The organism is Isoptericola sp. AK164, assembly GCF_029643425.1.
Taxonomy (GTDB): domain Bacteria; phylum Actinomycetota; class Actinomycetes; order Actinomycetales; family Cellulomonadaceae; genus Isoptericola; species Isoptericola haloaureus.
Genome location: NZ_CP119106.1, coordinates 1847896 through 1860236, shown reverse-complemented (window position 1 = coordinate 1860236; position 12341 = coordinate 1847896). Strand labels below are relative to the sequence as shown.

At 73.9% G+C, this 12341-nt stretch carries 13 protein-coding genes; all 13 read left to right on the top strand.

What is annotated here, in order from left to right:
• Position 1: 1 nt before the first annotated feature.
• The 13 genes from PO879_RS08605 to pyrF all read left to right on the top strand — a co-directional run bounded on the left by PO879_RS08605 (position 2) and on the right by pyrF (position 12243).
• Entirely contained in the window at positions 2–436 is a 435-nt protein-coding gene (locus tag PO879_RS08605) for a TIGR03668 family PPOX class F420-dependent oxidoreductase (protein WP_278234502.1), read from the top strand.
• Between the two features lie 37 nt (positions 437–473).
• Positions 474–929: a type II 3-dehydroquinate dehydratase gene (locus tag PO879_RS08600; protein WP_278234501.1), complete on the top strand. Its 456-nt coding sequence runs from the start codon at positions 474–476 to the stop codon at positions 927–929.
• 60 nt (positions 930–989) lie between these two features.
• Positions 990–1670 (top strand): hypothetical protein, encoded by a 681-nt coding sequence (locus PO879_RS08595; protein WP_278234500.1) that lies wholly within the window; start codon positions 990–992, stop codon positions 1668–1670.
• Positions 1671–1674: 4 nt separating this feature from the next.
• Positions 1675–2049, top strand: a complete 375-nt coding sequence (locus tag PO879_RS08590; RefSeq protein WP_278234499.1) for a hypothetical protein — start codon at positions 1675–1677, stop codon at positions 2047–2049.
• A 97-nt stretch (positions 2050–2146) separates the two neighbouring features.
• Entirely contained in the window at positions 2147–2710 is a 564-nt protein-coding gene (efp, locus tag PO879_RS08585; RefSeq protein ID WP_278234498.1) for an elongation factor P, read from the top strand.
• Position 2711: 1 nt separating this feature from the next.
• On the top strand, positions 2712–3128 hold the full coding sequence (gene nusB / locus PO879_RS08580; RefSeq protein ID WP_278234497.1) for a transcription antitermination factor NusB: 417 nt from the start codon (positions 2712–2714) through the stop codon (positions 3126–3128).
• Between the two features lie 130 nt (positions 3129–3258).
• Positions 3259–3864, top strand: coding sequence for a bifunctional pyr operon transcriptional regulator/uracil phosphoribosyltransferase PyrR (gene pyrR, locus PO879_RS08575; protein WP_278234496.1), 606 nt, complete (start codon positions 3259–3261; stop codon positions 3862–3864).
• Complete coding sequence (locus tag PO879_RS08570; RefSeq protein WP_278234495.1) at positions 3861–4850, top strand: aspartate carbamoyltransferase catalytic subunit; 990 nt, start codon at positions 3861–3863, stop codon at positions 4848–4850. The genes pyrR and PO879_RS08570 overlap by 4 nt, the downstream gene beginning before the upstream one ends.
• Positions 4847–6184 (top strand): dihydroorotase, encoded by a 1338-nt coding sequence (locus tag PO879_RS08565; protein WP_278234494.1) that lies wholly within the window; start codon positions 4847–4849, stop codon positions 6182–6184. Before PO879_RS08570 ends, PO879_RS08565 begins: the two co-directional genes overlap by 4 nt.
• Entirely contained in the window at positions 6181–6735 is a 555-nt protein-coding gene (locus tag PO879_RS08560) for a hypothetical protein (RefSeq protein WP_278234493.1), read from the top strand. Before PO879_RS08565 ends, PO879_RS08560 begins: the two co-directional genes overlap by 4 nt.
• Entirely contained in the window at positions 6732–8006 is a 1275-nt protein-coding gene (carA, locus tag PO879_RS08555; RefSeq protein WP_278234492.1) for a glutamine-hydrolyzing carbamoyl-phosphate synthase small subunit, read from the top strand. Before PO879_RS08560 ends, carA begins: the two co-directional genes overlap by 4 nt.
• Entirely contained in the window at positions 8006–11386 is a 3381-nt protein-coding gene (gene carB, locus PO879_RS08550) for a carbamoyl-phosphate synthase large subunit (RefSeq protein WP_278234491.1), read from the top strand. The genes carA and carB overlap by 1 nt, the downstream gene beginning before the upstream one ends.
• On the top strand, positions 11383–12243 hold the full coding sequence (gene pyrF, locus PO879_RS08545; protein ID WP_278234490.1) for an orotidine-5'-phosphate decarboxylase: 861 nt from the start codon (positions 11383–11385) through the stop codon (positions 12241–12243). The genes carB and pyrF overlap by 4 nt, the downstream gene beginning before the upstream one ends.
• Positions 12244–12341: the final 98 nt, after the last annotated feature.

The following is a 12341-nucleotide window of genomic DNA, read 5'->3' as shown; positions in this document are numbered from 1 at the left end:
CGTGCCGACCCTGGACACCGAGACCTGCCGGCGCCGGTTCGCGGCGGAGCGTCGCGCCGTCCTGGCCACGTCGGCCGGGGACGTCCCGCACCTGGTGCCGGTGACCTTCGCGCTCGCGCCCGGCCTCGACGCCGGTCCCGAGCGGGTCGACGTCGTCACCGCCGTGGACCACAAGCCGAAGCGGTCGACCGACCTGCGCCGGCTGCGCAACCTGCGGGCCAACCCGCGCGCGGCGCTGCTCGTCGACCGCTACGACGACGACTGGGACCGGCTGTGGTGGGTCCGGGTCGACGGTCTCGTGCGCCTGGACGGCGCCGGTCGCGAGGAGGCGCTCGACGCGCTGGCGCAGCGGTACGCCCCGTACCGCCGTCGGCGACCCGAGGGCACGGTGGTCCGGCTCGTGCCGACGCGGTGGAGCGGCTGGTCGGCACGGTGACACCGCCGGCGCCGCCCCCGCTGGCTAGGCTCGGGGCATGACTGACACGCCGCACGTGATGATCCTCAACGGCCCCAACCTCGGTCGGCTCGGCGTCCGCGAGCCGGAGATCTACGGCCACGCGTCGATGGCGGACCTGCGCGTCGAGTCCGACGGGTGGGGGACCCGGTTGGGCCTGGACGTCGAGGTGCGGCAGACCGACGACGAGGCGGAGCTCGTGCGGTGGCTGCACGAGGCGGTGGACACGCGGTCGCACGTGGTGCTGAACCCGGCGGCCTTCACGCACTACAGCTACGCGCTGCGCGACGCGGCGGCCCAGGTGACGACGTCGTCGCTGCTGCTGGTGGAGGTGCACCTGTCGAACCCGGCCGCCCGGGAGTCGTTCCGGCACTACTCCGTCGTCGCCGGGATCGCGACGGGCACGGTGGCGGGGTTCGGCTTCGACTCCTACCGGCTGGCCCTCGAGGCCGTGGCGCACAAGCTCTCACGCTAGACAAGCATCTATCAAGCACCGAGTCTTGATCGGCAATCATCAAGCCTCTATGCTTGAGGCATGATCGTCCTGACCGTCGACCAGCGCGGCAGCACCTCCCGCGGCGACCTGGTGCCGCAGGTGCTCGAGCTGCTCGGCGACCGCACGACCGACGGCGGCCGCCCGCGGGCCGGGGTCCGGGTCGCATTCGACCGCACGGTCGGCGACGAGGTCCAGGGGGTGCTCGACGGCGACGACGGGGCGGCCCTGGCGGTGGCCGTCGTCGCCGACCTGCTGCGCGAGGGGGGCTGGTCGGTCGGCGTCGGGGTCGGCGTCGTGCACGAACCGCTGCCCGCCGCGTCCCGTGCGGCCTCCGGCCCCGCCTTCGTCCGGGCGCGCGAGGCCGTCGAGGACGCCAAGCGTCGCGGGCACGTCGTCCCCGTCGCCGTCGTGGGGACGGCGGAGGAGCCGGGAGCCACCATCGCCGCGGACGCCCAGGCGCTGCTGCGGCTGCTGGGTGCGGTCGCGGCGCGTCGGTCCGCGGCCGGCTGGGAAGCCGTCGATACGCTCGGGCGGCACGAGGCGTCGGCGGCGCCGCAGCGGGAGACGGCGGAGGCGTTGGGCGTGAGCGAGCAGGCGGTCAGCCAGCGGTTGCGCACCGCCCTGTGGGCCGAGGAGCAGGCGGTCCGCCCGCTGGCGGCCCGGCTGCTGCGGGCGGCCGACGCGGCGGCGGGCGCCGCCGACGGCGCGGGGGAGGACTGAGGCGATGGACGTGTGGTGGACGGTCGGCATCTGGGTGGCCACGCTCGCCCTCAGTGTCGGGCTGGGTGCCTGGCTCGTCCCGCTCGTGCTGCGGCACGCCGAGTCGCGCACCGCGGCGCAGGCGCAGGCCGAGGCACTGGCGGTGCTGGGCAACGGGACCTGGATCGGGCTGCTGGAGCGGTTCGCGATCAGCGGCACGCTGCTGGCCGGCTACCCGGAGGGCGTCGCCGTCGTGGTGGCGGTCAAGGCGCTGGGCCGGCTGCCCGAGCTGCGCGAGCACCCCGTGGCCGGCGAGCGCTTCGTCGTGGGCAGCCTGGCGTCGCTGGTGTGGGCAGGGTCGCTCGGGATGGCGGGGCAGGCGCTGCTGGTGTCCCTGTAGACTGTCCCGGGCCGTTCTGCTGCCCGGGGTGCTGGCACCCCGCCGGGCCCTCCGGCTGACCATCCTTTCCCGAGACCTGTCGAGGACGAACAACACCGTGGCTACCTCCAACGACATCAAGAACGGCACCGTGCTGCGCATCGACGGCCAGCTCTGGTCCGTTCTCGAGTTCCAGCACGTCAAGCCGGGCAAGGGTGGCGCGTTCGTCCGCACCAAGCTCAAGAACGTGCTCTCGGGCAAGGTGGTCGACAAGACGTTCAACGCCGGCGCCAAGGTCGAGACGGCCAACGTCGACCGTCGCGACTACCAGTACCTGTACATGGACGGCGAGGACTTCGTCTTCATGGACACCGACACCTACGACCAGATCCCGGTCTCGACCACCGTCGTGGGCGGCGCCCAGGACTACATGCTCGAGGGCATGAGCGTCATGGTGGCCATGAACGAGGGCGTGCCGCTCTACGTCGAGCTGCCCCCGTCGGTCGTCCTGGAGATCACCTACACCGAGCCGGGCCTGCAGGGCGACCGCTCGACCGGTGGCACCAAGCCCGCCACGCTCGAGACCGGTGCCGAGGTCCAGGTCCCGCTGTTCCTCGACCAGGGCACCAAGGTCAAGGTCGACACCCGCGACGGGTCGTACCTGGGCCGCGTGAACGACTGACGTGGGAGCACGGACCAAGGCGCGCAAGCGCGCCGCCGACATCCTCTTCGAGTCCGAGCAGCGCCAGATCGACCCGCTGGTGCTCCTCGCGGACCGCGTGATCGAGCCGCACGCCGAGGCGAGCGTGCCGCAGTACACGGTCGAGCTCGTCGAGGGCGTCGTCGCTCACCGCGAGCGCATCGACGAGCTGCTCGAGACCTACTCGCGCGACTGGACGCTGGCGCGCATGCCGGCCGTGGACCGGTCGCTGCTGCGCGTGGGCGCCTACGAGCTGCTCTACAACGACGACGTGCCGGACGCCGTCGCCGTCGACGAGGCGGTGGACCTGGCCGGCCAGCTGTCCACGGACGACTCGCCGAGCTTCGTCAACGGCGTCCTGGGCCGGCTGATGGAGATCAAGCCGACGCTGCTGGACTGACCGTCCGGCCGGTGTGACGCACCGGACGTCCGTCCTGCGGGCGTCCGGTGCCGGACGCCGACGATCCGGGTTACGCTGACCCGGACAGACCCCCTTTAATGCCGTCCCGTGAGGCGGAGAAGGAGTCCCGTTGCGCCCTGGACCTGCCCTGCCCGCAGACCCGCACCCTGACGGCACCACCGTCCTCGGCGCGAGCGACGTCGCTCGCGCCCTGACCCGCATCGCCCACGAGATCGTCGAACGCGCCAAGGGCGCCGACGACGTGGTGCTCCTCGGCATCCCGACCCGCGGTGTGACGCTCGCCCACCGGCTCGCCGAGCGGCTGTCGGCCATCGAGCCCGCCTTCGACGCCGCCGCCAGCACCGGCGAGCTCGACGTGACGATGTACCGCGACGACCTGCGCCGCCAGCCCACGCGCGCCGTCGGCGTGACCCGCCTGCCGCAGGCCGGGATCGAGGGACGCACCGTCGTCCTCGTCGACGACGTGCTGTACTCCGGGCGGACCATCCGCGCCGCGCTGGACGCGATCGGCGACCTCGGCCGGCCGCGGGCCGTGCGCCTGGCCTGCCTGGTCGACCGCGGGCACCGCGAGCTGCCCATCCGCCCGGACTTCGTGGGCAAGAACCTGCCGACCTCCACCTCGGAGCGCGTGCGCGTCCTGCTGAGCGAGGTCGACGGCGTCGAGGACGCCGTGGTCATCTCCGGCCGCGAGGACACCGAGGGGGACGCGCGATGAAGCACCTGCTCTCGACCGCCGACCTGAGCAAGGACGAGGCGGTCCTGCTGCTGGACACCGCGGCGCAGATGGCCGCGACCCAGTCGCGCGAGATCAAGAAGCTGCCGACGCTGCGCGGCCGCACCGTGGTCAACCTGTTCTTCGAGGACTCCACCCGCACCCGCATCTCCTTCGAGACCGCGGCCAAGCGGCTGTCCGCCGACGTCATCAACTTCTCGGCCAAGGGCTCGAGCGTGTCCAAGGGCGAGTCGCTCAAGGACACGGCCCTGACGCTGCACGCGATGGGCGCCGATGCCGTGGTCGTGCGGCACTGGGCCTCCGGTGCCCCGTACCAGCTCGCGCACGCCGGCTGGCTCGACGCGGGCGTGCTGAACGCCGGCGACGGCACCCACCAGCACCCGACCCAGGCGCTGCTGGACGCCTACACGATCCGCCGTCACCTCGTGGGTCTCCGCGGCGGTGCCGGGGAGGGTGTCGGCGCGGACCTGGCCGGGCTGCGGGTCGCGATCGTCGGCGACGTGCTGCACTCCCGGGTCGCACGGGCGAACGTGGCGCTGCTGCACACCCTCGGCGCCGAGGTCACGCTCGTCGCCCCGCCCACGCTGGTGCCCGTCGGCGTGGAGACGTGGCCGTGCGCCGTGTCGTACCACCTCGACGAGACGCTGGCCGAGTTCCGGCCCGACGCCGTGATGATGCTGCGCGTCCAGCGCGAGCGCATGTCGGGCGGCGCCGGCGGGTTCTTCCCGAGCCCGCTGGAGTACACCCGCTACTACGGACTGGACGCCCGGCGCCTGGCGCGCCTGGCCGACCACGCGATCGTGCTGCACCCCGGCCCCATGAACCGCGGCCTGGAGATCTCCGCCGAGGCGGCGGACTCCGACCGCGCCGTCATCGTCGAACAGGTCGCCAACGGCGTCGCGGTGCGCATGGCGGCCCTCTACCTGCTGATGGCCGGGGAGGACTCGGCGGAAGGGAACGACCTGTGAGCCTGGAGTCCACCACCTACGTCCTGCGGGGGGCGCGCCCCCTGGGCGGCGACGCCGCCGACGTCGTGCTGCGCGACGGCGTGATCGCCGAGATCACCGCCGCGGGCACGGCCGACACCACCGGTGCCGAGGTCGTCGACGCCGCGGGGCAGGTCCTGCTGCCCGGTCTGGTCGACCTGCACACCCACCTGCGCGAACCCGGCCGCGAGGACGCCGAGACCGTGGCGTCGGGGACGCGCGCTGCCGCGGCCGGCGGGTTCACCGCCGTGCACGCGATGGCCAACACCTCCCCGGTGGCCGACACGGCCGGCGTCGTCGAGCAGGTCTACCGGCTGGGGCAGGAGGCCGGCTGGGCCGACGTCCACCCCGTCGGCGCCGTGACGGTCGGGCTCGACGGCGAACGGCTCGCCGAGCTGGGGGCCATGGCCGACTCGGCGGCGCACGTGCGCGTCTTCTCCGACGACGGCAGGTGCGTCGCCGACCCCGTGCTGATGCGCCGCGCCCTGGAGTACGTCAAGGCCTTCGACGGCGTCGTGGCCCAGCACGCGCAGGAGCCCCGGCTGACCGAGGGCGCCCAGATGAACGAGGGGATCGTCTCCGCCGAGATCGGCCTGACCGGCTGGCCCGCCGTCGCCGAGGAGGCGATCATCGCCCGCGACGTGCTGCTCGCCGAGCACGTCGGCTCGCGGCTGCACGTGTGCCACCTGTCCACCGCCGGCTCGGTGGAGATCGTGCGGTGGGCCAAGTCCCGCGGCATCGACGTCACCGCCGAGGTCACCCCGCACCACCTGATCCTCACCGACGACCTCGCCCGCAGCTACGACCCGACGTTCAAGGTCAACCCGCCGCTGCGCACCGCCGCCGACGTCGAGGCCGTGCGCGAGGGCCTGGCCGACGGCACCATCGACATCGTGGCCACCGACCACGCCCCGCACAGCCGCGAGGACAAGGACTGCGAGTGGGGCGCGGCCGCCTTCGGGATGACCGGGCTGGAGACGGCGCTGAGCGTCGTGCAGGAGACCATGGTCGACACCGGCCGCCTGACCTGGTCCGACGTCGCCCGCGTGCTGTCCGCCGCACCCGCCCGGATCGGCCGCGTCGACACGGGCCCCGCCGCGCAGGGACGACCCGTCGCGGTCGGCGAGCCCGCCAACCTGACCCTGGTCGACCCGGCCGCCCGCCGGACCGTCGACGGCGGCACGCAGGTCACCGCCAGCGGGAACACCCCGTTCCGGGGCCGCGAGCTGCCCGGTCAGGTCCGCGCGACGTTCCTGCGCGGCCGCGCGACCGTGCTGGACGGCACCCCGGTCGTGGCGGGGGAGGCGGTCCGATGAACCTGCCCCTGCCCGTCGCCGTCGCGATCTGGGTCGTCGTCGGCCTCGCGCTGCTCCTGCTCGTCCTGACCGGCCGCCGCCGGCTGGCCACCCGCACCCGCCATCTCGTGCCCGCCCCGCCGCAGCCGCCGCTGACCGAGGGCGAGCTCGGCGAGCTGGTCGTCGGCCCGGTCGAGGCCGTCTACGTCTCCAGCACGCTGCACGGCGACTGGCTGGCCCGCCTCGGCGCCCACGGCCTCGGCGACCGGTCGCACGCCGAGGTCGGCGTGTACGCCGGCGGCGTCGTCGTCGACCGGGACGGCGCCGAGCCGCTGCTGCTGCCCGCCGCGGCGCTGCGTGCCGCCGGCACGGCGCCCGGCATGGCCGGCAAGTACGTCGGCCGCGACGGCCTGGTCGTGCTGACGTGGCAGGTGCCGAGCGACGGCGCCGTCGAGGCCACGACCGTCGACACCGGCCTGCGCACGCGTCACCGCGCCGACAGCGACCGCCTCCTGGAGGCCGTGCGGCCCCTCATCATCCCGTCCGAGCCGAGCGCGAAGGATCACCCGTGAGCACCACCACCCGCAGCACCGAACCGGCGATCCTCGTCCTGGAGGACGGCACCGTCGCCCGTGGCACCGCCTACGGCGCCCGCGGCGCCACCGTCGGCGAGATCGTCTTCTCCACCGGCATGACCGGCTACCAGGAGACCCTCACCGACCCGTCCTACCACCGCCAGATCGTCGTGATGACCGCCCCGCACGTGGGCAACACCGGCATCAACACCGACGACCCCGAGTCGCACCGCATCTGGGTCGCCGGGTACGTCCTGCGCGACCCGGCGCGGCGCCCCTCGAACTGGCGCGCCACCGGCAGCCTCGACGACGACCTGGCCGCCCAGGACGTGGTGAGCATCGCCGGCGTCGACACCCGGTTCCTGACCCGGCACCTGCGCGAGCTCGGGGTCATGCGCGCCGGGATCTTCTCCGGCGAGGCGCTGGTGGAGGACGGCGTCGAGCGCGACGTCGCCGACCTCGTCGCCGAGGTCAAGGCCGCCCCGCCCATGGCCGGCGCCGACCTGGCCCGCGAGGTCTCCACGGCCGAGACCTACACCGTCGAGCCCGCCGGCGACTTCGCCGGCGCCGAGCCGGTGGCCACCGTCGTGGCCGTCGACCTCGGCATCAAGGCCATGACGCCCGCCCGGCTCGCCGAGCGCGGCGTGCGCGTGCACGTCGTGCCGCAGTCGGCCACCTTCGACGACGTCGCCGCGCTCCTGCCCGAGGACGCGCCCGGCGGCGTGTTCTTCTCCAACGGTCCCGGCGACCCGTCCGCCGCCACCGCGGAGATCGACCTGCTGCGCGAGGTGCTGGACCGCCGCATCCCGTTCTTCGGCATCTGCTTCGGCAACCAGCTCCTCGGCCGTGCCCTCGGCTACGGCACCTACAAGCTCGGCTACGGCCACCGCGGCATCAACCAGCCCGTCCTGGACCGCACGACCACCAAGGTCGAGGTCACCGCGCACAACCACGGCTTCGCCGTCGACGCCCCCGTCGAGACCGTCAGCACCGCGCCGCACGACGCCGAGCGGGACGACGACGTGCGCTACGGGCGCGTGATCGTCTCCCACGTCGGCCTCAACGACCGGGTCGTCGAGGGCCTGACCGCCCTGGACCTGCCTGCCTTCTCGGTGCAGTACCACCCCGAGGCGGCCGCCGGGCCGCACGACAGCGCCTACCTGTTCGACCGCTTCGTCGAGCTCATGACCACCCGCCAGCCCGTGGCCGTCCCCGACAGCGCGCTCGCCGCACTGGGCGGCGCCACCTCCGGCGAGAAGGAGAACTGATGCCCCGCCGTTCCGACCTCTCCTCCGTCCTGGTCATCGGGTCCGGCCCGATCGTCATCGGCCAGGCCTGCGAGTTCGACTACTCCGGCACCCAGGCCTGCCGCGTGCTGAAGGAGGAGGGCCTGCGCGTCGTCCTGGTCAACTCCAACCCGGCCACGATTATGACCGACCCGGAGTTCGCCGACGCCACCTACGTCGAGCCGATCACCCGCGAGGTGCTGACCTCGATCATCGCCAAGGAGCGTCCCGACGCCCTGCTGCCCACCCTCGGCGGCCAGACGGCTCTCAACGCCGCCATCGAGCTGCACGAGGCCGGCGTGCTGGACGAGTACGGCGTCGAGCTCATCGGCGCCAACATCCCCGCCATCCGCAAGGGCGAGGACCGCGAGGAGTTCAAGGAGGTCGTGGAGGTCTGCGGCGGCGAGTCCGCCCGCTCGCGCATCATCCACTCCATCGACGGCGCGCTCGAGGCCGCCGAGGACCTCGGCTACCCGATGGTCGTGCGCCCCTCGTTCACCATGGGCGGGCTCGGCTCGGGCCTGGCCTACGACGAGGCGGACCTGCGCCGCATCGTCGGCCAGGGCCTGCACTACTCGCCGGTCACCGAGGTGCTCCTCGAGGAGTCGATCCTCGGGTGGAAGGAGTACGAGCTGGAGCTGATGCGCGACAAGAACGACAACGTCGTGGTCGTGTGCTCCATCGAGAACGTCGACCCGGTGGGCGTGCACACCGGCGACTCGGTCACCGTCGCCCCGGCGATGACCCTCACCGACCGCGAGTACCAGACGCTGCGGGACATCGGCATCGCGGTCATCCGCGAGGTCGGCGTCGACACCGGCGGCTGCAACATCCAGTTCGCCGTCGAGCCGGACACCGGGCGCGTGGTGGTCATCGAGATGAACCCCCGCGTGTCGCGCTCCTCGGCGCTGGCCTCCAAGGCCACGGGCTTCCCGATCGCGAAGATCGCGGCCAAGCTCGCCGTCGGGTACACGCTGGACGAGATCCCCAACGACATCACCCAGGTCACCCCGGCCAGCTTCGAGCCGACGCTCGACTACGTCGTGGTGAAGGTGCCGCGGTTCGCCTTCGAGAAGTTCCCGGCGGCGGACGACACGCTGACCACCACGATGAAGTCGGTGGGCGAGGCGATGGCGCTGGGCCGCAACTTCACCGAGGCGCTCGGCAAGGCGCTGCGCAGCATCGACAAGGGCGGCGTCGACTTCCACTGGTCCGGCGAGGCGCCGGCCGGCGAGGAGCTGACGGCGCTGCTGGAGTCCCTGCGGCGACCCACCGAGCAGCGGCTCGTCGGGGTCCAGCAGGCGCTGCGCGCCGTCGAGGCGGGGCACGCGACCCTGGAGCAGGTCTTCGACGCGACGAAGATCGACCCGTGGTTCCTCGACCAGATCCTGCTGATCAACGAGGTCGCCGCCGAGGTGGCCGCCTCGGAGACGCTGACCGCCGACGTGCTGCGCACCGCCAAGCGGCACGGGATCTCCGACGTCCAGATCGCCGCGCTGCGCTCGATGGGGCCCGGGGGAGAGGCCGGCGTGCGCGAGACGCGCCACGCCCTGGGGGTGCGGCCGGTCTACAAGACGGTCGACACCTGCGCCGCGGAGTTCGCCGCGCGCACCCCGTACCACTACTCGTCCTACGACACCGAGACCGAGGTCTCCCCGCGCGAGCGCGAGGCCGTCATCATCCTGGGCTCGGGACCGAACCGCATCGGCCAGGGCATCGAGTTCGACTACTCGTGCGTGCACGCCGCCCTGACGCTCAAGGACGACTACGAGACCGTCATGGTCAACTGCAACCCGGAGACGGTCTCGACCGACTACGACACCTCCGACCGGCTGTACTTCGAGCCGCTGACGTTCGAGGACGTCCTGGAGGTCTACGAGGCCGAGCTCGCCGCGGGCCCGGTCAAGGGCATCATCGTCCAGCTCGGCGGCCAGACGCCGCTGTCGCTGGCGCAGCGGCTGTCCGACGCCGGGCTGCCGATCCTGGGCACCCCTCCCGAGGCGATCGACGCCGCCGAGGACCGCGGGCTGTTCGGCCAGGTGCTCGCCGAGGCGGGCCTGCCCGCCCCGGCGTTCGGCACCGCCCGCTCCCTGGGCGAGGCGCGCGACGTCGCCGACCGGATCGGCTACCCGGTGCTGGTGCGGCCGTCCTACGTGCTCGGCGGGCGGGGCATGGAGATCGTGTACTCGGCCGAGCAGCTCACCGGCTACGTCGAGCGGGCCCTGGAGGCGGCGGCCGCCCACGCGGTGTCCTCCCGCGCTCCCGGGGTGCTGCCGGCGCCGCTGCTCATCGACCGCTTCCTCGACGACGCGATGGAGATCGACGTCGACGCCCTGTTCGACGGCGACGAGCTGTTCCTCGGCGGCGTGATGGAGCACATCGAGGAGGCCGGCATCCACTCGGGCGACTCGGCCTGCGTGCTGCCGCCGGTGTCCCTGAGCCAGGCCGAGGTCGAGCGCATCCGCCGCTCGACCGAGGCGATCGCCCGGGGTGTGGGCGTGCGCGGTCTGCTCAACGTCCAGTACGCGCTCGTCTCGGACGTGCTCTACGTCCTGGAGGCCAACCCGCGCGCCTCGCGCACCGTGCCGTTCGTGTCCAAGGCCACGGGGGCGTCGCTGGCCAAGGCCGCCGCGCGCGTCATGGTCGGCGAGTCGATCGCGGACCTGCGCGCCGAGGGCGTCCTGCCGCCCACGGGCGACGGCGGCACCCTCGACCTGGGGGCGCCGCTGGCCGTCAAGGAGGCGGTGCTGCCGTTCAAGCGGTTCCGCACCGCCGAGGGGCACGTGGTGGACACGGTGCTCGGTCCGGAGATGCGCTCGACCGGCGAGGTCATGGGCTTCGACAAGGACTTCCCGCACGCGTTCGCCAAGTCCCAGGCGGCGGCCTACGGCGGGCTGCCGACGGCGGGCACCGTGTTCGTCTCCGTGGCCGACCGGGACAAGCGCTCGATCGTCTTCCCGGTCCAGCGCCTGGCGGACATCGGCTTCGAGGTGCTGGCCACGGCCGGCACCGCCCAGGTGCTGGCCCGCAACGGCATCACGGCCACCACGGTGCGCAAGTACTCCGAGGGGCCGGGCGCGGACGGCGAGCCGACCGTCGTCGACCTCATCGGCGAGGGCAAGGTCGACCTGGTCGTCAACTCCCCGTCCGGCCAGGGCGCCCGCGCCGACGGCTACGAGATCCGCGCGGCCACCACCGCCGCGGACCGGCCGATGGTCACCACCGTCGACCAGCTCGCCGCGGCGGTGCAGGGCATCGAGGCGGTGCGTGGGGGGCCGTTCGACGTCGCGAGCCTGCAGGAGCACACCGCGGCCACGGTGGCCCGCCGCGAGGCCGGCGGGTCCGTCGGGGTGGGCGCATGAGCGCACCGGCGCCGTTCGGCGCCCGCCTCGCGGCGGCCATGGACGACCACGGTCCGCTGTGCGTGGGCATCGACCCGCACGCGGCGCTGCTGGAGGCGTGGTCCCTGCCGGACGACGCCTCCGGCGTGCGCGAGTTCGGGCTGCGCGTCGTCGACGCCCTCGGGGGGCGGGTGGCGGCGCTCAAGCCGCAGGCGGCCTTCTTCGAGCGGCACGGCTCGCGCGGCCTGGCGGCCCTGGAGGACGTCCTGGCCGCCGCGCGGTCGGCGGGGACCCTGACGGTCGTGGACGCCAAGCGCGGCGACATCGGCTCGACGATGGCCGGCTACGCCGAGGCGTTCCTCGCGGACGCCTCGCCGCTGGCCGGCGACGCCGTCACGCTGACGCCGTACCTCGGGGTCGGGTCGCTGCGCCCGGCGCTCGACCTGGCCGCGGCCACGGGTCGCGGGGTGTTCGTGCTGTGCCTGACGTCCAACCCCGAGGGGGCGGCGGTCCAGCACGCCGTCGGCCCCGACGGGCGCAGCGTCGCCGCGTCCGTCGCGGCCCAGGCCGCGTCGCTCAACGCGGGGGCGCGGCCGCTGGGCTCGGTGGGTCTCGTGGTCGGCGCGACCGTGGGCGACGCGGCGCGCACCACGGGCACGGACCTGCCGGCGGTCAACGGCCCGCTGCTGGCGCCCGGCGTGGGCGCCCAGGGCGCGGGGGAGCGCGAGCTGGCGGCCGTGTTCGGCGCCGCGCGGGGCCAGGTGCTGGCCTCGTCCTCTCGCGGCGTGCTGGCCGCCGGGCCGGACGCGGCGGCGCTGCGCCGGGCGGCCGCGGCGGCGGCCGCCGAGGTGACCGCGGCGCTGCGTCCGGCGCGCTGACCGGCCCGGACGCCGTCGCGGCGCCCGGTTGCATCCGGTTCGGCCCGAATGTCGGGGCCGCGCGGCGGTGGGTTTTCCCACAGGCCCCGCCTGCGATT

Bases quoted from the DNA above. Each gene is read 5' to 3' on its own strand.
- PO879_RS08570 (WP_278234495.1), top strand. From the start codon at position 3,861: ATGAAGCACCTGCTCTCGACCGCCGACCTGAGCAAGGACGAGGCGGTC.
- PO879_RS08600 (WP_278234501.1), top strand. From the start codon at position 474: ATGACTGACACGCCGCACGTGATGATCCTCAACGGCCCCAACCTCGGT.
- PO879_RS08560 (WP_278234493.1), top strand. From the start codon at position 6,181: ATGAACCTGCCCCTGCCCGTCGCCGTCGCGATCTGGGTCGTCGTCGGC.
- pyrF (WP_278234490.1), top strand. From the start codon at position 11,383: ATGAGCGCACCGGCGCCGTTCGGCGCCCGCCTCGCGGCGGCCATGGAC.
- PO879_RS08595 (WP_278234500.1), top strand. From the start codon at position 990: ATGATCGTCCTGACCGTCGACCAGCGCGGCAGCACCTCCCGCGGCGAC.
- carB (WP_278234491.1), top strand. From the start codon at position 8,006: ATGCCCCGCCGTTCCGACCTCTCCTCCGTCCTGGTCATCGGGTCCGGC.
- PO879_RS08590 (WP_278234499.1), top strand. From the start codon at position 1,675: ATGGACGTGTGGTGGACGGTCGGCATCTGGGTGGCCACGCTCGCCCTC.